Genomic DNA, 20,245 nt, shown 5'->3' with positions numbered 1-20,245 from the left:
AAAACCAGATGAGTGGATCGACCGGGATCTTGCCAGATCAAAGCGATGGGGCGGGCTCACAGGGAAATCCGATTGGCAAAACACGTTGCCTGCATCGCTTTGCCCTCTACTCTCCGCGCGCCACCATGGACCCCGCCGTTGAAATCACCGACCTTGTGAAGACGTTCCGCCCGGCGGGGCGCAAGGAGCCGCTGCTGGCAGTGGACCACGTTTCACTCCGCATCCAGCCGGGTGAAGTCTACGGGCTGATCGGCCCTAACGGCTCCGGGAAATCGACGACCATGAAGGCGCTCCTCGGCCTGGTGAGCCCGGACTCCGGGACCTGCCGGATTTTCGGGAACGACTCGCTGAAGGTGGATTCGCGCCAGGACGTCGGTTTTCTTCCGGAGAATCCCTATTTCTACAAGCATCTCAGCGGCTCCGAGACCCTGCGCTTCTACGGGAAGCTCTGCGGCCTGCGGGGTGCCACGCTAGAGAGCCGGGTGAGGGAGCTTCTGGAGCTGGTGGACCTGTCGGGCGCGGGCGACCGCCGTCTGGGCGGCTACTCGAAGGGCATGCTCCAACGGATCGGCCTGGCCCAAGCACTGATCCAGGATCCGCGGCTGGTCATTCTCGATGAACCGACCGCCGGGGTGGACCCGGTGGGTTCCCGCCAGATCCGGGACCTGATCCTGGACCTGAAGCAGCGGGGCATCACGGTCTTCCTCTGCTCCCACCTGCTGGAGCAGGTGCAGGAGGTTTGCGACCGGGTGGGCATCATTTTCCGGGGCAAGATGGTAAAAGAAGGCCCGCTGGAGGAGCTTCTGGCAGTGGAGGACCAGACCGAGATCATCCTGCGGGATGCTTCCCCGGAGCTGGTCGCCAAGGTCCGCGAGCTGGTGGCAGCGGACGGCAGCGCCGAGCTGCTCCGCTCCGGCCGCCCGAAAACCACGCTGGAGCGACTCTTCCTCCAGGAAACCGTCGACCGGGTGGACCCCTGATAGATTTCCCGCGCCATGGCCATGAGCAGCAGTCCCGCGAAGAACCGCCCTCTCAATCCCCGCCGCATCGGGGTGATCGCGATGCACACCTTCACCCAGCTGGTGCGGATGAAGGTGTTCTATTTCCTCGGCATCTTCGCGGTGGTGCTGCTGTGCAGCAACCTGCTGAACATCCAGGACATGGGCCGCCCGGACCTGAAGGGGGCGGACGTGCTGCGCTCGATCCGAAGCGTTTCGCTGGGCACGATGACCCTTTTTTCGGTGGTGCTGGGGATCGTGGCCACCGCCCTGCTGCTGCCGAAGGACGTGGAGGACCGGACACTGTACACCATCCTGGCCAAGCCGGTGCCGCGGCTCGACTACCTGATCGGGAAGCTGGGCGGGGTTCTGATGCTGATTTTCGTGTCCCTGGTGGTGATGGATCTGCTGATGACGGGGGTGCTGGCCATCCGCTCCAGCATGCTGCTCAGCGATCAAATGGGAGGAAGCGAGTTCGCCAGCTTGTCCGAAGCCCAGCGGGAGGCGCTGCGGCAGGACGTCCAACTGCAGGGGCCGACGTGGGGGCTGCATGGGGCGACGCTGGCGATTTTCCTGCGCTCCGCGGTGATCGCTTCCACCGCCCTGCTGCTCTCGACCTTCTCCACAAGCACGCTTTTCACCACAGTCACGGCGGTGCTGGTCTATTTCATCGGGAATTTCCAAGCGGAGGCCCGTGAGGTCTTCCTGGCCGGAGAGGGCACCAGCCGCCTGGAGCGCATCGGGGCGATGCTGCTCGCCACGATCTTCCCGGACTTCAAGCTCTACAATGTGGTGGACTCGGTGGTGCAGGGGATCGCCCTGCCACCGGCGGCGCTGGCCACCCTGATGGGGCTGACGGCGTTCTACGTGGTGCTGCACCTCTTCGTCTCGTGGCTGGTTTTCGCCGGAAAGGAGTTCTGACGTATGACTTCCCGGTTCCGGCCCATCCTCATCGCCCTCGGCGTGATCATCGCCGCGGGAGCCCTGCGCATGCCCATGGAGCAGGCGATGACCCGCGATTTCCGCAGACAAGGGCTGCTGGAGGAGGAGTTGGATATCGATGTGAAGGAGAAGATCGGCCAGAACAGCATGGTCGTGGCACTGGCGGGGGTGAGGACCCTGGTTTCCTCCTTCACCAGCCTCCAAATGACGGAAAACTTCACCAAGACACTGTGGAACAAGGTGGAGGACAATGCGGAGACGACCGTGCGCCTGTCCCCGCGGACGCCCTACTATTGGGACATCGGCGGCTGGCACGTGGGCTACAATGCCGCGTCCGCCTACCGGTCCGACTCGAAGCTGCCGAAGCTGCGGGCCGAAGCGGAAGCCCGCCGGTGGGTGGAAAAAGGCCGTCGATTCTTCGAACGCGGAGCCCACAATAACCCCGGCTCCTGGCGGGCCTGGGTGGCGCTGGGGAATTTCTGCTCGAATCCCTCCTTCTTCCCGGACGACCGGAAGGCGTCGGAGGCCTACAACAAAGCGATCGAGACCGGAGGTGCGCCGCCATCGATCTACCGCTACTGCCTGCTGGCCGAGGCCCGGGCCGGGCAGGACCCCGAAAAGACGCTGGCGGAGGTCCGCGAACTGCTGAAGGTGCCGGAAAACCGGGTGCCCACGCTACTTTGCCTGAACTACGTTCTGGAGGCCCAGAAATCCCGCCCGGAAGACCCCGTGGCGGCCGCCATCGCAAACTTCGGCTCCGAGACGAAAGCGCTCCGCAACTTGGGCGCGTATTTCACGAATGTCAGCGGCCGCTTGCCAAACGACGGGGTGGAAACCGCCATCCGGCTGCTGGAGGGCCGGGCCGGAATCGCGCCGGACAGCCCGCAAAGCTTCATCCTGCAAAGGGAGAAGCTGATCGAGGAGCGTCGGTTTACCCGCTAACCGTGGTTTGACTCGACAGCCGCCCGAAGCCTCCCCTAAAGCCTCTCCCGCCTCAGCTTTCCCCAATGCGCATCGCCCTTTTCGGAGACATCCACGCCAATCTCGAAGCCCTCGAGGTGGTGCTGGCTGATGCCGAGGAGCAGGGCTGCACGGACTACGTCTGCATGGGGGACGTGGTGGGCTACAATGCCGATCCGGCGGCCTGCCTCGAAAAGGTGAAGGCCATGAACATCCCGGTGGTGAAGGGAAACCACGATGAGGATGCCTCCGGCACCCACTCGCTGGATTCCATGAACCCGGTGGCGGCCGCGGCCCTCGAATGGACCCGCGCCCAGCTGAGCGAGGAGCAGCGTGTCTGGCTCCGCCGCCTGCGGATGGTGCGTCAGGTGGAGGATTTCACGATCGTCCACAGCACCTTGGACCAGCCGGCGAACTGGAACTACGTGACGAACCGCTTCGACGCGATGTCGAACTTCTCGTACCAGTTCACTCAGGTCTGCTTCCACGGCCACACCCACGTGCCGCGCGTCTATGTGAAGACGGACAAGGTGCAGGAGGTGCCCGCCGACTCGATCATCATTGAGGAAGGCTCGAAGTATTTCATCAACGTCGGCTCCGTGGGCCAGCCTCGCGATGGCGACTGGCGCGGCTGCTACGCGATCTACGATCTGGACCACAAGATGGTGGTCTTCCGCCGCGTGGAGTACGACATCGCCACCACCCAGCAGAAGATCCTCGATGCGGGGCTCCCTGCGATGCTGGCCGAGCGCCTCGCCGACGGCCGATGATCGAGGTCGTCGCCGGTCTGATCCTTGACCCCGCAGGCCGCCTGCTCGCCTGCAAACGCCCGGAGGGAAAGCACCTCGGCGGAAAGTGGGAATTCCCCGGCGGCAAGGTGGAGGAAGGGGAAGATCCCGTGGATGCTCTCATCCGCGAGCTGGAGGAGGAACTGGGCATCATCGTTGAAGCCGGACAGGCGCTGACGCCGGTGGTCTGGGACTACGGGCGAGGGCCGATCCGCCTGCATCCATTCGTGTGCACGGTGGTCCGCGGCCAACCGCACCCGCATGAGCACGAGGAGATCCGCTGGTGTGATGCGGAAGAGCTGGGCGAGCTCGATTGGGCGGAGGCGGATGTGCCGATCCTGGCGGAGTGGCGGTGGATGGCTTGAGCGGAGAAGGAGAGGGCTTCATCGCTTTTTCACCGGGGGAACCTTGCCCTGAGTTCACGGTTTCTCTAACTGTCCTATCGTGGCTGTCTCCAAACCCGCATCGCTGATCCTGCCCACGTTCCTCTATCTCGCGGCCACTAGCCAAGCGTCCGCGGGGATGACGGTGATCACTCTGACCGATATGGCGCGGGCGCGGCTGGATGCGCTGTCCTTTTTCCTCTTCGCCTTCTTCCTCGTGTCCTGGGGCGTGAAGCTGCTGTGGAACTATCTGGCGAAGACCTTCACGGCGCTGCCGGTGCTGAACTACCGCAAGGCACTGGGCGTGGTGACGATCTCCGGCCTGCTCTTCTATGTGGTGCTGACGATGATCTCCGGTGCGCGGGAACTGCTGACTCCGGGTGCCTGGGAGAAGCAGGGCGTGGGCTATCGCACGCGGGAAGGCGGCGTGGCCTATCTTTCAAAGGAAGAGCGCAGGGAGGCGCTACGGGATCTTCAGGGTGCGATCTGGGCCTATGCGGAGGAGCATGAGGGAAAGGCACCTGCGGGGCCGCTGGTGGAAGGGATCGAGCCGCAGCTGTGGCGCTTCAAGGGCGGCGGCCTTTATTGCCTGATGCCTGAGGTGAGGCCGGGCGGCGGTCGGCAGGTGCTGGTCTATGAGCCCTCCACGGCGGGAGGAAGGCGCTTCGTGCTGCTGGCGGATGGGACGATCGAGGACCGGGCCGAAGGAACGCTGAAGAAGGACATCGACGAGCAATTGCGCTAATGCCGGAAGGGCTTCCAGAAGAGCAGGAGAAGAGCTGGGTGACGGCCTGCAAGCGGATCGTGCGCGAGGAAACGCCTGCTGCCGGGAGGCCACAACACGGCCTGCTCGTGACGATAGTCTCGATTGCATTGAAGGTGTGCCTGCTGGTGCTGGTCATCTCCTTTTTTACTTCGTCCCTCATTATTCTCGAGATCCCGATCCGCTTCTTTTTCGGCTGGGCATTGCATCTCCACGAAACGGTGCCGGGCTTGCTTCCGAAGTGGCGCGGGCTGCTGCTGCCGCTGGGCTGCCTGGTTCTTACGGCGTTTCTCGTACATCGCTTCATCCGCTGGTGGCTGGTGGCGAAGGGATCGGAACGGGCTTGGTCCTTCGCGCAATCGGGAGCAATACTTGGACTGGTCCTTTTATGCAGCGCCGCGGCGATTGCCCTCAGTGGAATCGCTCATCAACTGGCGTGGCTCTCGCAGGACCAAATGATCACCGATGGACGACCGAGAGCCCGAACGGAAGTAATGGTACGCACCCGGCAGCTCTTGATAGCGATCGATGACTTCGTTGAAACCGAAGGCAGATACCCCGCGACCTCGAAGGAGATCGATGACCACTATGTATCCAAAGCTCCCAAGACTTGGATCAGCGTCAAGGGCAGGGCAGCCGAGCCTTTTGTTCTCGTACCACCCGGGGCTCCGCTCTTCCGAAACACCGAGATCCCCATGCGACTCATCTCACCGGCAGTCGAGGGACAGGTCATCGTCGTTTTCGAAGATGGAGCCTGCATGATCTATCCGGTTGCCTTGGTGAACGAGTGGCTGGAGAAATACGAGAAAACCCCTGCCGCAGAGATCCCCGCGCATGAGTAAAGCCACCACGAGCCAGAGGGTGCAGCAGATCATCGTTGCGATCATCCTGTGTTTCCTCGTGGGGATGTTTCTACTCTTCCTCGCGATCCCGTTCCTCTACTTCACCGGAATTGCGCAGGTGCTGTGGCGCCTTGTGACCGGCTGGATCTTTTTCCTGAACGACCATCTGCCACGGATGTCCACGAATGCGGCGACGTGGGTGCCGGGGGTGCTGGCATTGATCATCGCAGCGGCAGTGGGGCATGGGTTCCTGCGGGCATGGGCAAAGCGGCGCGAAAAGCGCTGGTCACTTGGATCCACCCTCGCGCTGGCGATGATCGTGCCGGTGTTGTTCGTGATCTCCTTCCTGGTGCCGGGAATCATCCTGCAAGGGACGCAGTTGGCAGGGGTCAAGTGGGTCCATCATTCCCCCTCGAGACCGGGATGGACGCAAGGCTCGATGGTGAGCGACTTTTGGCTCGAACTGGTTAGTACCGCGACGAAACAGGATGAGCCGCCGTGGCCTTTCCCGAATTCCCTGGCGGAGCTCGAGACCGTAAAAAGAGGCGCGTGGATCAGGATGGCGACCGATTTCCGCGATCCTGCGCCGCCGGAGCTTCCCATCTATCTGGGTGCGGGATTCTCCGCGGATTCCGATCCCGGGCTCCCGCTGCTGATCTCGGCCCGGTTTGCGAGCGAACAAGGCTTTTCGCGTTACGTGAAGACCATCGGGGGAAAACAAATCATGATCCGGGATGCCGAGACGGACCAATGGATCCAACGCTCGCTGGACGCCCGGGCGGGGGTGGAGAAAGCCCGATAGTTACGTATTGGCCCGAAGGCGCATCCGGTCCATCTTCCGGGCGTGCTGCCTGCGCTGACTGGATATGACCCCGCCGCCTTGGAGGCCTATTTGGCCGCCGAGGGCCAACCCGCGTTCCGCGCCGGGCAGATCCTCGATTGGATCTGGAAGAAGAAAGCGGCCTCGGTGGAGGCGATGAGCAATCTGCCGGCGGCGCTGCGCGAAAAGCTGAGCACTTCCTTCCGCCTGCACGCTCTGGACCACACGCACACGCAGGGCAGCGGCGATACAACGCGGAAGTTCCTCTTCAAGCTGCACGATGGCCGCTACGTGGAGAGCGTTCTCATTCCGGCAAACCCGGCGCTCTATGGCGAGCGCTCCGACCGGCGGACGCTGTGCGTGTCCTCGCAGGTGGGCTGCGCCTATGGCTGCAAGTTCTGCGCCTCCGGGCTGGCAGGCTTTAGCCGGAATCTGGAAGCAGCGGAGATCGCGGGACAGGTGCTGATGGCGGAGCGCCTCTCCGGGGAACGGGTGGACAATCTCGTCTTCATGGGGATGGGCGAGCCGCTGGCGAACCTGGACAACCTGCTGGCAGCGATTTCGATCATCACTTCGCCCTGGGGCCTACATCTGGGGGCACGACATCTGACGATTTCCACGTCCGGGCTGGTGCCGCAGATCCGCCGTCTGGCGGAGCATCCGCAGCAGATCCGCCTGGCGATCTCCCTGCACGGCGCGACCGATGAGGTGCGCGGGCAGATCATGCCGGTGAACAAGAAATGGGGCACGGCAGAGCTTTTCGATGCGCTGGATTACTGGAACTCGAAGAAGAAGCAGCACCTCACGCTGGAGTACATCCTGATCGAGGGCGTGAACGATCATCTGGAGCAGGCACGCATTCTCGCGGGCCATGCGCGCCGCCTGAAGGCGAAGGTGAACCTGATCCCTTACAATACAGTGGAGGGACTGGATTGGGTGCGGCCTTCCGAAGACCAGTGCCGGGCTTTCCGGGATATCCTCAAGAATTCAGGCGTGGCGGCAACCCTACGGCTGGAGAAAGGTCACGATATCGATGCGGCCTGCGGCCAGCTGCGGCTGAAGCAGGAGACGGAGGAAGGGATCATCGAGGCACCGGTGAAGCGGAAGTAGGTCCGTAACCATTCCCCACCGGCCTTGCGACCCGAGCTGGTATAGGACGCGCCTTTGGCGCTGAAGATCCACGTGAGGACTCAACACAGCAACCTCCGGCAGGCGGCGATGGTGGGGTTTCGCTGGGCTTCGACCTTGTAGTAGCCGGTGAGCAATTCTTCCTCGATCCGGAGTCTGCGGCGTATTTCGACCAGAGGCACATCCATGAGGGAGCGGAAGTCCACGGCATCGAGGTGCTGGCAGTCCGAGATCGTGGCGAGGTGCACGGCATCGCGAAAGACACGGGCGGCCGCAGACGGGAAACGGTACTCTTTCGGATAAATCCTCTCGGCGACCTTTGAAAAGAGATCGGTGGCCGAAGTGCTCATGCGCTTGGTAGAGCCCATGGTGAAACCGATGGTGAAGGCCTCATCCATCAAGGTCGTGCCGCGACCAAGGATCAGGTGGATGCAATCGTGTTGCTCTAGGCTGACCCTCCCGCGGAACATCGACAGCGGCGGCATGTCGAAGGCAGGATTCTCCATGAGCCGCACGATGAGCGGCACTTCCGCTTGGGAATTGCCGACTTCCATCAGCATTTCCATTCCCTCCCGCAGCGTCACGTGACCTTCCCGGAGAGGAATATGGAAGGTCTGCAAACCCGGATGGTAGGTCGTCACGTACCTAACATGCCACAGCCTCAAAATCCGCCAAGCTGCTGGATTATAATACCTTATTGCAAATTGCGCCTGCAAATTTTGCAGGATTTGGGCCCGAAGAACCAAATTCCTCGCGCAAGCTCACCAGCAGGGCGTTCACCTGCTCCCGGTCCGGATGATCCGGGAGGGAGGAGCGCTCGAACTCGGCCTGGACTTCGGTGAGCTTCCGCTCTGCGGACTCGACGAGCTCCTCATACTCGAATTCCCCGGCGCGGACGCGGAGAAGGTAGTCGCGGTTCGGGCGGCGGATGCGTAGCACGCCCTCGCGAGCGATCTCCCCGGCCATGTCGAGCAGGCGCAGGGTGTGCATGAGGTTCTTCGAGTCGTAGCCGCGGCCGTGCTGGGCATTCGTGGCGTAGCGCTCCGGGTTCCGCTGGCCGACCCATTCCCAGTATTCGCGGTGGGCCTTGCAGTGGGCCTGGAAGGCATCCTGATTGAAGTGCATCCAGGCGAGCGGCTGCGCTTCCTTCGGCACGCTGCTAAAGATCAGGGTGTCAGGGTCCTTCGGCGAGACGATGCCGCGATACTCATTACTAGGACCTTCGTAGATGGCAAACATGCCCGCGGCGTGCTGGACGGCGGTGAGGCCGCATTCCCGCGGATCGATGCCACGGACGGCGAGCCACTCCAGCACCGGGGTACTACCCTGCCCTTCCGGGACGTGGCAGAACTCGAGCATGGCCTTCCGCTGCTCCGGCTGCGGGTTCACGATCTTCTTGTTCAGGCCGCGGGCCTTCCGGATCTGGCCCATGGCGTATTCACCAAAGGTCTTCGCACAGAGCTTCGAGAGAAAGATGGCGGGATCCAGCAGCGCGAAGAGCGGGTGCTTGTGACGGATGCAGTCGTCCGGCATCGCGAGGAGTTCCAGCGCGTTCGGATTGTTTTTCAGCAGCAGCGACACGAAGTGGCCGATCTCGTAGTAAACCTGGTCGCTACGTTCATCGGAGACCTGCTCGATCTCGTCGAAGCCAAAGATGAAGGAGCGCGGCGCGACGAAGACGCCGCGGCGGTCTTCATCCGAGCCCTCGATGGCGGTGCCGTAAGCATGGCTCCCGGCGACGGTATCGAGCAGATTCAGGTCCGGTTTCCGGACGCGGTCGATGGTGAAATCCGCGGGTGCAAGGATCGGAGCGGAGCTGCGGATCTCCTGACGCAAAAGGCGATCGAGCACTTCCGGCTGGAGATCGGTGCGCGGGATCTCGGGCGTGGCGGCGAGGGCTTCCTGCAGGAATGCATCGAGCGGGGCGATCCTTGGCATGAGGTGGCCTTCTGCGGTGCGGGCCTTGTGCTCGAGCAACTCCGGGACCAGCGCTTTCACCTCCTGCGGAGCAATGGGGACCAGCTCCGCAAAGGCGACCGGCGGAATGCCCCTACCCTCCGCGATCCAGCGGGCGCAGAGGATGGAGCGCAGCGCGTAGAGGTAGTCCTTCGCGCGCACCTCATCCCCGGCGAGCTTTCCCATGACCATCTGACGGGCGAGGCCGTGGTAATGATCGTGCGAGGCGCGGGGTGAAAATACGGTGCGTGCCGTACTTTGCCAGCGCTCGCGGAAGCCGGGCTCGCTACGATAGACGATGGGCGTGTGCAGCCACTCGATCAGCGCGCCATTCGACTTCCCCAGCAGACGCACCGCTTTCCGCACATCCCAGCCGCCGGCATCGAGGTCTCCCTCCATCGGCAGATCGAGCGACTCCAAGCCATCGAGCACGGAGACATAGGACTTCTCATCCCGGATGAAGATGAAGCGGATGTCGTAGTCGCTATCCGGCGAGGCAAAACCCCAGGCACGGCTCCCCGATTCACAGGCATAGGGGATCCGGATGCCGTGCTGCTTCTTCAGACGGTCGAGTAGCTCTTGGATCGCGGCGCTCATTCCGCGCGGAAGATGCGCGGGAATGCACGGAGACGGCAAAAGCAAAAAGCAGCGGCCACAACGACCGCTGCTCCTCCTCTATCCGCGTGATGACCACGGCGGGCCCGGGAGTAAACCCAAGAAATCCCGCACCCGCCGTGGCGAACCGTGAATGAGTTTCGGTTAAACCCAAGAAACGTCCACTCAGACACGGACCATCCGCTAACCAAGGAAAGCTTTCATTGTGCCAATGCTGCGCCGAACTTCTCAAAAATGTATTCGTCGGGAATCATGCCGACGTTCTCCACGATGAGATCCGGTTGATACGCGAAGTCCTTCAGATCCTGGCGGCGCGTGCCACCACTCAGCACCAGGACGCTGCGGTAACCCATCTGCACGGCACCGAGGATGTCCGTCTCCATGGTATCACCGACCATGATGACCTCATCCGTGCGCAGGCCCATCTCCTTCCGCGCGGCGCGCATCATGACGGGGCTGGGCTTCCCGACTGAGAAGGCCTGCACGCCGGTGGCGCGCTCGATCATGGCAACGATAGCGCCACAGCCGGGACGCGTGCCTTGATCGGTGGGGCAATTCGGATCGGGATTCGTGGCGATAAGCTTGGCGCCCTTTTCCACAAGGCGGACACCACGCTCGATCATCTCAAAGGTGAGGGTTCGGCCTTCGCCGACGACCACATAGTCGGCATCGTCGTCTACCACGGAGTAGCCGTTACGATGCAGTGCGGCGGCGAGGCCATGTTCACCGATGACGTACGCGGTCCCGCCGGGTTTTTGGGAGGCGAGGAAACGCGCGGTCGCCATCGCGCAGGTGAAAACTTCTCCTTCGCTGGCTTCGATGCCGAGGCGGCGGAGCTTCAATGCAACATCGCGGCGTGCGCGCTGCGAGTTGTTGGTGAGAAAGCGGAAGGGAATCCCGTGCTTTCTTAATCGTGAAATAAAATCCGATGCACCGGGGACCAACCGGGAACCCCGGTAGATCACCCCGTCCATATCAAGTAGGAATCCAACGCGTGCCATGCCATTCGGAATAGCGGCTGGCATGCCACGCACGGGGTAGCCCGCGAAAGTGCGGCTGAGGCATCCTCATGCCGATCACGCTTCCGCGTGATCGGTTTGAATGTCCAAATGGATTCGGCAACTAAGCCTTTAAAATCGGAGAGATACTGTGACTACAACGTCACTTCGTCGGGAAGGGATGCTGTTTCAGAAGATCGTCCGCGGTGAAGAAATCCACCTTGTCCTTCGTGGATTCACGCACCTTTGCCACGGTCTCCGGCTTCACGGCGGGTGCGGTATTGCCGAAGTTGTTCCGCACGTAGGTGAGGACACCGGCGAGCTCCTTGTCATTGAGCAGCGGGCCGAAGCCCATCATCGGCGGCACGCCGGTGGTGGGATCGAACTTCACGCCCTTCACGGTGATGGGCCCCCAGAGGCCCTTCAGCGTGAGCTTGATGAGGCGCTCTTCATCACCCGTCACCCACTCGCTGCCAGCGAGCGGAGGATAGATCTTCTCCTGGCCCTTGCCGTCCGCCTGGTGGCAGGTCGCGCAATGCGCATCACGTGCGAAGACTTCCTTACCAATGCGCCAGAGCTCGAGTTCCTCGGCAGGAAGCTTCGGCTCGGGCTCCGCCTTCACGGTTTCCTCCGGCTCGATCTTCAGCTTGCCATCGAGGTAATCCGCAGCGCGGGGATTGCTACTCAGGTCGAGCTTGTTGTCCTTCTTCAGCACTTCGATGTCATCACCCAGCGTGAGGAAGGCGGTCTTGATCGCCTCCGGCATCCATTTGTCGATCGGATGCTTCAGCACTTCCAGCGCGATGAGGGCGCCATCGGCATTGTCCATCCAGGATGCGGCAGCGAGAGCCTCGAGACGAACCAGCGAGGACTCATCGTTCGCTGCCTTTGTTAGAAGCGCGGCGTGATCGGGAATCTTCCGCCATGCGTGACGGATGACTTCCACGGCCGCGGCACGGGCCTGGTGGGCCTTCGCATTCAGACACTGGTCGAGCAGATCGTGATCGACCTGGTTCTGCGCCCACGTGGCCCAAAGCGCTTCCGCGACGTGGTGTTCGTAGCGCGGGTCCGCCTTGTCGAGCTTCGCCACCCAGGCTTTCACGGCGGGCAGCACGGCGGTGGCATCGTGACCGCGCAGCTCGCGGCGTGCGCGGTAGCGGGTGCGGTATTCCGGCTCCTTCAGGATATCCAGCAGCGAGGAGATGCTGGCACCATCGATCTCGGCAGGCTTCACCAAAGGACGGGTCTTATGGCTCACACGATAGATGCGGCCGTGCGTGTGGCTGCGGTTCGGGTCGCGGGCCGAGTGCTGCATGTGGCCGATCAGCGCGTTGTGCCAATCGACAATGTAGAGCGAGCCGTCCGGTGCGAACTCAAGGTCAGCGGGGCGGAAGTTCGGATCGGAAGAAGTCACGAGGTCACCGATGTGCTTGCCCGAGTAGCCGCCACGATCCTCCCAGACCTGGTGGATGCTGGTGCCGAGGAAGCCGATCGAATTATTCGTCATGAAGCCGCCCTGCAGCTCATCGGGGAAATGGCGGGATGAGATGAACTCGGCACCTGCCGTGGGTCTCGCACGCTTCGGCGCGAACTCGCCGATCTTCCCTGTCTCGTAGTGGAAGGGCGCCTTGATTGAAATCGGCAGGCCCCAGTAGTTATTGCCGCCGGAAGCATCCGCGATGAAGCACTGCTGCCAATCATCGAAGGCGATGCCCCAGGGATTGTTGAAGTACGTCTGGACATAACGCGTCAGACGGAAGGACTTCGGATCGAAGCGCCAGATGCCGCCACCGGTGCAGCGCTGCGGACCGTATGGCGTTTCCACCTGCGAGTGAAGGAAGACCCCTTCGCCCATGTAAATCGCGCCGGAGGAGTCCGAGGAAAAGGCGTGGATGGCGTGGTGCGTGTCGTGCGGGTCGAAGCCGTGAAGCAGATACTCGCGGGTGTCCGCCTTGTCATCGCCATCGTTGTCCCGCAGAAGCATCAGATTCGGCTCTTGGGAGACGTAGACTCCCTCCGGGGCCAACTCGATCCCGATCGGGAGATGAAGGCCATCCGCGAAGATGGTCTGTTTGTCCGCGCGGTTGTCACCATCGGTATCCTCAAGGATGAGGATCTTGTCATTCGGCATCTCATCGCCCGGGCGATAGTGCGGATAAGCCGGCATGGTGCAGACCCAGAGACGTCCCTTGTTGTCGAAGGTCATCTGCATCGGGTTCGCGAGATCCGGGAAGTCTTCCTCGGAAGCGAAGAGACCGATCTGGAAGCCATCCATCAGGGTGAAGCTTTCCAGCGCCTCCTTCTCGCGGAGATACTTGATGGGGCGATCGAAGTTGGTCTGCACCGGATCCAGCTTGCGGGTCTTCGCGTCCTGTGCGGTGAGGTCGAACTCCTTGTTCTCCAAAAGGCGCCAGATCGCCCAATCGCGATTCACGGTCATCTGGCGGATCTTCTCAATCTCCTGCGGGTAATTGAAATCGCCGAAAGGCTTCCAGCGGCGGCCATAGACGTGCACGCCATTCAGCATGCGGTGGTCATTCTGCCAGAACCATGACTTCTCATTCACCAGCTTGCGCAAGGCGGACGTCTCCGCCTGCTGGACTACCGTCCCGAGCTTGTAGAGTTCACTTAGCAGGGTGACGCCGAGCACCTGCTCGCCCTTCTCATTGAGGGAAAATCCGTTGATGGTGAGCGGCTCCTCGTGCTTGGCATAGAGTTCGGTGGTCGGTGCGAATAGATCGATGAAGCCGATCTTCCGCTCTTCCGCCACCCTCTTCATCAGCTCGGTGTAAGCCTTCAGATTGGCGTTCTCCTTGGTCCCATCCGGAAGATCCTTGGTCTTGCTCAGGTCCTCGAAGGCGATCGGCGAAACCAGCACCAGCTTTGGCGCGGATTCGCCATTGTACTTCTGGGAGAGCGTGTGGGTAATGAAGGCATCCAGTTCGGCGCGATATTTCGTCAGGCCTTCCGGGCCATCGAAGGACTCATTAAAGCCGAAGAACGCGAGGATGGTGTCCGCCTTGCAAATGGTCAGCCATTCATCGTCGGAGGGGTAGTGGCCCTCACCGCGATGATTGTTCAGCTCGGGGCGGAGCTTTTCCCCACCGGGAAAGGCCCACGGGGTATTGCGCCCGGCGCGGGGACGGTAGGCCGGCGTGTCGCCGGGATAGCACATGTTCCTGACCGTCAAGTGATGCTCGGGGAAGGCCAGGTGCAGATCGGTCTCGAAGTAGCCGAAGTACTGCATCCTTTCGCCAAGACCGTTTCCGATCATCACGATGTGCTCATCCTTGAGCGGAGCTTGGAAAACGGGGCCTGCGTGGACCCAGGTCGTCAGGGCGGCGGCGAGAAGGAAGAGGCTGGATTTCATGAACGGTGCGCGAGCTATACCAACTGAGTGCCAAAAATCTGTCTTTATGCCCGAAAATGTTGGGATAATTCCGATTTTCTTAATGACCGAGGCACGCTTGCAAGGAAAGCGACGCCCCTGCAAACTGGAAACATGAGAATCGTCGCAAACGCGTTTGTTGCATGGGCAATTCTCGCGCCCGCAGCCTTTGCCGGCTGGGATGAGCTTTTCAATGGCAGGGACCTGAACGGCTGGGACCCCCAGACGAAGGCGAACTGGACCGTGCGCGATGGGGCGATTTCCGTGAGCGAGGGCCGGAAAGGCCTGCTGACCAGCAAGAGCACCTATCGGGACTTCGAGCTGGAGCTGGAGTTCAAGGCGGACAAGGGCAGCCACAGCGGCGTCCTGCTATGCTCGCCGAAGGAAGTGACGGATCCGGCGACGGAGTGCTACGAGGTCGCGATCGCCCCGGAATCCAGCAATTACCCGACCGGCAGTCTGACCGGCCGCGCCCGCCACGGCGGTGCCGGGGAGTTCAGCGGCTGGCGGAAGCTGCGGGTCAAGGTAGACGGCGGCAAGGTGGAGGTCTGGCTGGATGGCCAGCGCACCGTGCAGTACGAGGACCGCCGGGCGCTTGGCTACGGCTACATCGGCCTGGAATACGACCAGGGCCGCGTGGAATTCCGGAACATCCGGGTTCAGAAGATCGATCTGCCGTGAAGCCGGATACTGCTGCCCGCGCGATCGCGGATGAAGTCCGGGCCATCTACCGGGAATGGGAGAAGCGTCCTCTGGAGCGGTCCTGCACGGGTCTGGGGGATTGCTGCCGCTTCCGGAATACCGGCCGCACGCCCTTCCTGACGAAGGGCGAGGCGTTGGTGGCGGCGATGGCATGGCGCGCCGCCGGCAGGACCTCCGTGCCGGAAACGGCGGGCGGGGCCTGCCCTTTTCTCAAGGCGAACCGTTGCCAGATCTACCAAGGCCGGCCCTTTGGCTGCCGCACGCATTTCTGTGATGCCGCCGGCGGCCCTGCGACGCGGAAGGAAGTCCGCGACCTGATCCAGCGGTTGGAAGAGATAGATCGGAAGATGGGAGGAGACGGCGGGGTGAACCTGCCTGCCGCGGTAGCCGCGGCAATGGGAGGGAAGAAAGGGAGGTAGCCTCGTGGAACCCGGCATTTTCCACTCCATCCACACCCCTTAGGGCCTTTGGCGATATCGAAAATCCCCCCTCCCCCATCACTCCGCATCGACGCGGAAGAACGCGGCACCTTCCGGCGAGCTGAAGCGGAACAGGATCTCCCCGGACGGCGAGACAGTGAGGTCACCGGCGGCGAAGGAAAGCGGTGAGGAGTCCCCTAGGCCGACACTCTTCCACGCGCCGAGCTTCAGCTCGAATTCCCCGGTAGCGGCATCGCGCGTCAGCAGCGGGGCGTCGATGTGCAGCGCTTGAATCTGGGCGCTGCTGAAGAGATCGAAGGCATTCGGCTCTTCCATGACCTCCTCGATCCCCGCTTGCCGTCCGAGCTGATAGCCAAGCGTCACGCCCGCATCATACTGGCTCTGGGTGTAGAGACTTCCCGCAGTGAGACTGACGGTGGCCTGATCGGAGACCGTTCCGGCTTCGGAGGAAATCACGACGGTATAGACCCCGGCATCCGCGGGCTGGATGTTAGGAAGGGAAAGCGTGGGCTGGTTCGCCCCGGGGATCTCGATCCCATTCTTCCGCCACTTGATCTGATAGGGCAGCGGATAAGACGCATCCACCCCCACATGGAGCGATGCGGCACCGCCCGGAGCAGTGACGACATCCGAAAGGCCAGCTGCAATCGGCGGCGCTCCCACGAGCGCGGAAGGCAGCTCGTCAAAGTACTGCCAGCCCCATCTGCCCGCGAGATAGTACACCGTGGTACTACGGGACGAGGTGAAAACATCCAAGTCAAACCCGGGCAGGTTCCCGAGGAAGAGGAAGGTCTTCAGCTTGGGGCAGCTTGCAAAGGCAGAGGTGCCGATAGACCCCACGCTGGAAGGCAGGGTGATGGAGGTTAGCCTGCCGCACTCGGTAAAGGCCCAGTCATCGATCGTGGTGACGCCGGGAGGCACCGTCGCCGTGAGCGCAGCACCGCCGCACTGATGGAGGATCGTGCCGTCCTTGCTGAAGAGGATGCCATTCGTGCTCGCATAGTGCGCGTTTGCAGGAGCCACCGTGATCCCTCCCAGCGAGGTGCAGCGGGTAAACGCTGCCGTCCCGATGCTGGTGACGCTGGCCGGGATGGTGACCGCGGTGATGCCGGTGCAACCGGAGAAGGCACGCTCCCCGATGGATTCCGTGGTGGCGACGAGGGTGATCGCAGGGATGCTGCTGCAATTGAGGAAGGCGTCGTTTCCGACCCACTTCAGGCTCGCCGGAAGCGTGATCGTGGCCAGCTTGCTGCATCTCGCGAAGGCTTGGTCATTGATGTCCGTGACACCCGCAGGAATCGAGACCGAGGTCAGCTCGCTGCAATCGGCGAAGGTGAGGGAATCAATCATCGTCACCCCCGCAGGAAGGGTCACCGTGGTGAGTGCGGTGCAGTTCCGGAAGGCTGCGCCGCCCATGGTTGTGACGCCGGCAGGGATCTCGATGGCGGCAAGACTGGTACAGCCGCGGACGAGCCCGTAGGGGACCGTGCTGAGATCCGGCGGCAGCGTAATGGTCGTCAGACCGGTGCATTCGGAAAAGGCGTTCTGGCCGATGCTGGTGACGCTGGATGGCACCGCGATGGTGGTGAGGCTGCTGCATCGGGAAAAGGAGCCGCTGCCAATGCTGACAAGGCCCGAGGGCAGGGTGACCGATGCGAGACGGATACATCCCCCGAAGACTTCCTGCCCGACGCTGGTAAGGGCGTCCGGCAGCGTGATGGAAGTGAGGTTCACACAGGAGCCGAAGGTATTGTAGCCAAGGCTACCGAGGCTCGGAGGCAGGGTGATGGAGCTGAGGTTGGAGCAGCCATAGAAGGCCTCTTGGCCAATGCTGGTGACGCTCGGCGGGACGCTGACGGTCGTGAGGTGGACACGATTCCGGAAGGCCTCCGCCAGAATCACTGTGACCGTCTTTCCATTGATCGTCCCGGGAATCTCCAGCGTCCCGACCGCGGTGCTCTTACAGCCGGTGATGGTAACCGTGGTGGGATACTCGGCGTATATCAGGTCGCTGACACTCGCCGCTTCAGAGAACGCAGCAGCAGCGAAGAGGGTAAGGAGGGTGAACAGGCGGGCTCTCATCAGAAAAAAGAGGGTGCTCGGGCGGAAGATATGGACGGAGCCAGATGATATCTTTCCCGGCGGATGACGACGAGATTGTTCCGAGACCTTTCAATCTCTGCTCAACCGCCGAGACGAGAAAGTGGCATCAAATCTGGAGGGATCTCCCGCCGGAAATCCGGCCCATCAGTGAACTCCGAGTCCTCCCATCCGGCCAAAAAAATGCCGCCGGGGTCCCACCCCCGGCGGCTTAAAACCATCAACCCCTTGCGTCCGGCTAGCGGACATGGGGAGCTGACAATATGCTGTTCACCCTTACATGAAAACTGCGCGTAACGCGGTCTTCATAGGGTCAGACCCTTGGGGGCAATGGATGTTCAAAATCTCCGAATCTTTTTTCGGGATTTTTTCCGGAGCCTAGCTCCGGCGGTAGAGCGAGCAATCCGCCATGCCGCGTTTCATGGCCCGGAGGGTGGCCCGGGTGCCCTCGTCCAAGCGCAGGGCGTGGACGTAGCCATCCGCCTCCCAATTCTCCAGAATCCGCGCAATCAGCTCCTTTTGAGCGCGTTCCGACACCGGCTTGAAGGCAGGCCAGCGGACATCGACGATGACGATCAGGTAGCGCCAAGTGGGAAAGTGCTTCACCTGCTTCGCGCCGACCCAAGCGCGGCGGACGACAGGTTCCCGCTCGAGAGTTTCCCGGAGACTTTCGATCTCCCGCGCACAGAGATCGTGCGGAAGGAAGGAATCTTCCCTTGTGACGTGGTTCCGCTCCACCAAGGCCGAGCGCAACTCGCGCTCGTGGCGCTCCGCGCGCTCCCGCATGGTGGCGGTCTCCGCAGTGCGACCGAGCTGGGCGTAGAAGGAGGCGAGAGTTTCGAAGGCGCGGACCGAGAGCGTGGGATCCGCGGCGGCCTGTTCGAGGAACTTGGTGGAATTCGGATCGCCCTTGGCCGCCAGATGGCAGCCGCGGAGGTAAAGCGCACCGGAGTGATTTGGCCGGCGCTCCAGAAGTGCGAGCACCTCCGGCTGGATTTTCTCGAGACCATCGAGACGACTGAGCGCAGCAATGCGGTTCCACGCCTCCTTCACCGAGCGAACCTCCTGCCTGGAACTGCGGCCAGCAGGCGAGTTGCGGGGCGATTTCAGCGCCTCTGCCAACCACTGGCGGCTGAACACCGCCCGGGATTTGGCGAGAAAAGACGGCCGGAGGAGCTCCTCCGCGGCGCTGGCCGCTGGTGCGAGCTGATCGAGAAAGAGGGCGGTCTCGGTCGGCTTGAAACCGAGCTGCGCCAAGCGATCCCCGAGGGAAGGATGAGAAGCGCCGCCATCCTTCGATTTTCCGAGGACGCGGCGCAGCCACATTTCCGCCTGCCGTGGATCCGGACTCCTCCGCAGCAGCGTGGACATGCGCTCCATCACGTCTTCGGGCAGCGCCTCGGAACCGAGGAATTTCCGCTCGAGGGGGTCCCAGAGTTCGTCTTCCAGCCGCTCGCTCTGGATTGCGAGACGCTGCAGGCCCCGCGCGAGCGCCTCCGGCGAGACGGCTTGGGCCGAAATCCGGTCGGCCGCGAACTCATTGAAGCGGGAAAGGATAAAGGCCCGGGAATTGAAGCGCGGCCAGAACCAGTTGAAGAAGCGAGCGACGAAGGGGCAATAGGGCCCCGAGGACATGTGGGCCACCACCCGCTCCCAAGTAGTACGCGTCCGGTGCAGCCAAGCGCCGGTCTTGCCATCGGCTCCTGCGACATGGGCGAATTCGTGGGCGAGCACCGCTTTGAACTCTTCCACATCGAGCGACTCCAAGAGAGGTAGCCCGAGAACCAGATAGGCGCGATACCAGCCGAGCACTCCGAGCCGCGGGTTCTGCACGACGGAGGCATTCATCTCCGAATCCAGGATCACACGGTGAAAGCGGACCCCACCGGCGACCTCGCTAGTCTCCGCAATCAGCGCGTGGAGATCCGGATGGTCTTCCTCGGATAACTCCAATCCAGGCGGCGGATCGAAACGCACCCACAAGGCCCCGAAGACAAAAGCCGCGGTCAACGCGCCGGTCAGGGCGACCATGCCGGCGATAAGCGTGCCGCCGAAGCTCTGGAACTTCACCGCGAGCACCACTCCCGCCGCCAGCAGCAAGAGGCCTCCGAGCAGCGCTCCCAGCAGGGTGATATACCCCAGCATTACCCAGCGTACGGTGTGCCTCAACAAACCCTCCTGCCGGCCGCTCCAAGCGACTTCAAGCTGGCTGACGAGGGTATTGAAACTATCGCGGGTCATGCCGTAGGGGGAAAACGTGCCGCGGGGGGTTATTCTAACCGCATGTCAAAGACAATTCAAAAAGATAGCCTTACAGAGATTTAACAATCTCCCATGAAATGCGTTTCGAATTCGCGCAAGATGAGCAAAATCAAATGCATGGGATGATTCCCACCCACGCAATCGAGAGCATTTTGCCTTT

Annotated in this window: 17 protein-coding genes; 11 read left to right on the top strand and 6 right to left on the bottom strand. The window is 62.1% G+C overall.

Annotated features, from left to right (window positions below; translation table 11 throughout):
• Nucleotides 1–125: 125 nt before the first annotated feature.
• The 9 genes from HHL09_RS13330 (at nucleotide 126) to rlmN (ending at nucleotide 7,606) form a co-directional block, all read left to right on the top strand.
• Nucleotides 126–980 (top strand): ABC transporter ATP-binding protein, encoded by an 855-nt coding sequence (locus HHL09_RS13330; protein WP_169455123.1) that lies wholly within the window; start codon nucleotides 126–128, stop codon nucleotides 978–980.
• Between the two features lie 21 nt (nucleotides 981–1,001).
• Nucleotides 1,002–1,919 carry an ABC transporter permease gene (locus HHL09_RS13325; RefSeq protein ID WP_169455122.1) on the top strand — a complete coding sequence of 306 codons (918 nt, stop codon included), beginning with the start codon at nucleotides 1,002–1,004 and terminating at the stop codon, nucleotides 1,917–1,919.
• A 3-nt stretch (nucleotides 1,920–1,922) separates the two neighbouring features.
• Nucleotides 1,923–2,882 carry a hypothetical protein gene (locus HHL09_RS13320; RefSeq protein WP_169455121.1) on the top strand — a complete coding sequence of 320 codons (960 nt, stop codon included), beginning with the start codon at nucleotides 1,923–1,925 and terminating at the stop codon, nucleotides 2,880–2,882.
• A gap of 65 nt (nucleotides 2,883–2,947) precedes the next feature.
• The gene (locus tag HHL09_RS13315) at nucleotides 2,948–3,670 is read left to right on the top strand and encodes a metallophosphoesterase family protein (protein WP_169455120.1); all 723 of its coding nucleotides are present in this window, start codon (nucleotides 2,948–2,950) and stop codon (nucleotides 3,668–3,670) included.
• Nucleotides 3,667–4,053 carry a (deoxy)nucleoside triphosphate pyrophosphohydrolase gene (locus HHL09_RS13310; RefSeq protein WP_169455119.1) on the top strand — a complete coding sequence of 129 codons (387 nt, stop codon included), beginning with the start codon at nucleotides 3,667–3,669 and terminating at the stop codon, nucleotides 4,051–4,053. The genes HHL09_RS13315 and HHL09_RS13310 overlap by 4 nt, the downstream gene beginning before the upstream one ends.
• 79 nt (nucleotides 4,054–4,132) lie before the next feature.
• Nucleotides 4,133–4,816 carry a hypothetical protein gene (locus HHL09_RS13305; protein WP_169455118.1) on the top strand — a complete coding sequence of 228 codons (684 nt, stop codon included), beginning with the start codon at nucleotides 4,133–4,135 and terminating at the stop codon, nucleotides 4,814–4,816.
• Nucleotides 4,816–5,676, top strand: a complete 861-nt coding sequence (locus HHL09_RS13300; protein ID WP_169455117.1) for a hypothetical protein — start codon at nucleotides 4,816–4,818, stop codon at nucleotides 5,674–5,676. The genes HHL09_RS13305 and HHL09_RS13300 overlap by 1 nt, the downstream gene beginning before the upstream one ends.
• Nucleotides 5,669–6,478, top strand: a complete 810-nt coding sequence (locus HHL09_RS13295) for a hypothetical protein (protein WP_169455116.1) — start codon at nucleotides 5,669–5,671, stop codon at nucleotides 6,476–6,478. Before HHL09_RS13300 ends, HHL09_RS13295 begins: the two co-directional genes overlap by 8 nt.
• A 42-nt stretch (nucleotides 6,479–6,520) precedes the next feature.
• Nucleotides 6,521–7,606: a dual-specificity RNA methyltransferase RlmN gene (gene rlmN / locus HHL09_RS13290; RefSeq protein ID WP_169455115.1), complete on the top strand. Its 1,086-nt coding sequence runs from the start codon at nucleotides 6,521–6,523 to the stop codon at nucleotides 7,604–7,606.
• An 80-nt stretch (nucleotides 7,607–7,686) separates the two neighbouring features.
• Here the strand turns inward: rlmN and HHL09_RS13285 are convergent, their stop codons facing one another.
• The 4 genes from HHL09_RS13285 to HHL09_RS13270 all read right to left on the bottom strand — a co-directional run bounded on the left by HHL09_RS13285 (nucleotide 7,687) and on the right by HHL09_RS13270 (nucleotide 14,563).
• Entirely contained in the window at nucleotides 7,687–8,265 is a 579-nt protein-coding gene (locus tag HHL09_RS13285; RefSeq protein WP_169455114.1) for a hypothetical protein, read from the bottom strand.
• Nucleotides 8,266–8,308: 43 nt separating this feature from the next.
• On the bottom strand, nucleotides 8,309–10,177 hold the full coding sequence (locus HHL09_RS13280) for a DNA polymerase beta superfamily protein (protein ID WP_169455113.1): 1,869 nt from the start codon (nucleotides 10,175–10,177) through the stop codon (nucleotides 8,309–8,311).
• A gap of 218 nt (nucleotides 10,178–10,395) precedes the next feature.
• The gene (locus HHL09_RS13275) at nucleotides 10,396–11,196 is read right to left on the bottom strand and encodes an HAD-IIA family hydrolase (protein ID WP_205761047.1); all 801 of its coding nucleotides are present in this window, start codon (nucleotides 11,194–11,196) and stop codon (nucleotides 10,396–10,398) included.
• 160 nt (nucleotides 11,197–11,356) lie between these two features.
• Complete coding sequence (locus HHL09_RS13270; protein WP_169455112.1) at nucleotides 11,357–14,563, bottom strand: PVC-type heme-binding CxxCH protein; 3,207 nt, start codon at nucleotides 14,561–14,563, stop codon at nucleotides 11,357–11,359.
• A gap of 132 nt (nucleotides 14,564–14,695) precedes the next feature.
• Here HHL09_RS13270 and HHL09_RS13265 point away from each other — a divergent pair, with 132 nt between their 5' ends.
• A complete protein-coding gene (locus HHL09_RS13265) occupies nucleotides 14,696–15,262 on the top strand; it encodes a 3-keto-disaccharide hydrolase (protein ID WP_169455111.1) in 567 nt (188 codons plus the stop codon).
• Complete coding sequence (locus HHL09_RS13260) at nucleotides 15,259–15,702, top strand: YkgJ family cysteine cluster protein (protein WP_169455110.1); 444 nt, start codon at nucleotides 15,259–15,261, stop codon at nucleotides 15,700–15,702. Before HHL09_RS13265 ends, HHL09_RS13260 begins: the two co-directional genes overlap by 4 nt.
• Before the next feature lie 78 nt (nucleotides 15,703–15,780).
• Here the strand turns inward: HHL09_RS13260 and HHL09_RS13255 are convergent, their stop codons facing one another.
• Together HHL09_RS13255 and HHL09_RS13250 are read right to left on the bottom strand one after the other, a co-directional pair.
• Nucleotides 15,781–17,805, bottom strand: coding sequence for a leucine-rich repeat protein (locus HHL09_RS13255; RefSeq protein ID WP_169455109.1), 2,025 nt, complete (start codon nucleotides 17,803–17,805; stop codon nucleotides 15,781–15,783).
• 396 nt (nucleotides 17,806–18,201) lie between these two features.
• The gene (locus tag HHL09_RS13250; protein ID WP_169455108.1) at nucleotides 18,202–20,064 is read right to left on the bottom strand and encodes a M48 family metallopeptidase; all 1,863 of its coding nucleotides are present in this window, start codon (nucleotides 20,062–20,064) and stop codon (nucleotides 18,202–18,204) included.
• Nucleotides 20,065–20,245 lie beyond the last annotated feature (181 nt).

This window comes from Luteolibacter luteus (genome assembly GCF_012913485.1).
Taxonomy (GTDB): Bacteria; Verrucomicrobiota; Verrucomicrobiia; order Verrucomicrobiales; family Akkermansiaceae; genus Haloferula; species Haloferula lutea.
This window is presented reverse-complemented; position numbering and strand designations above follow the sequence as displayed.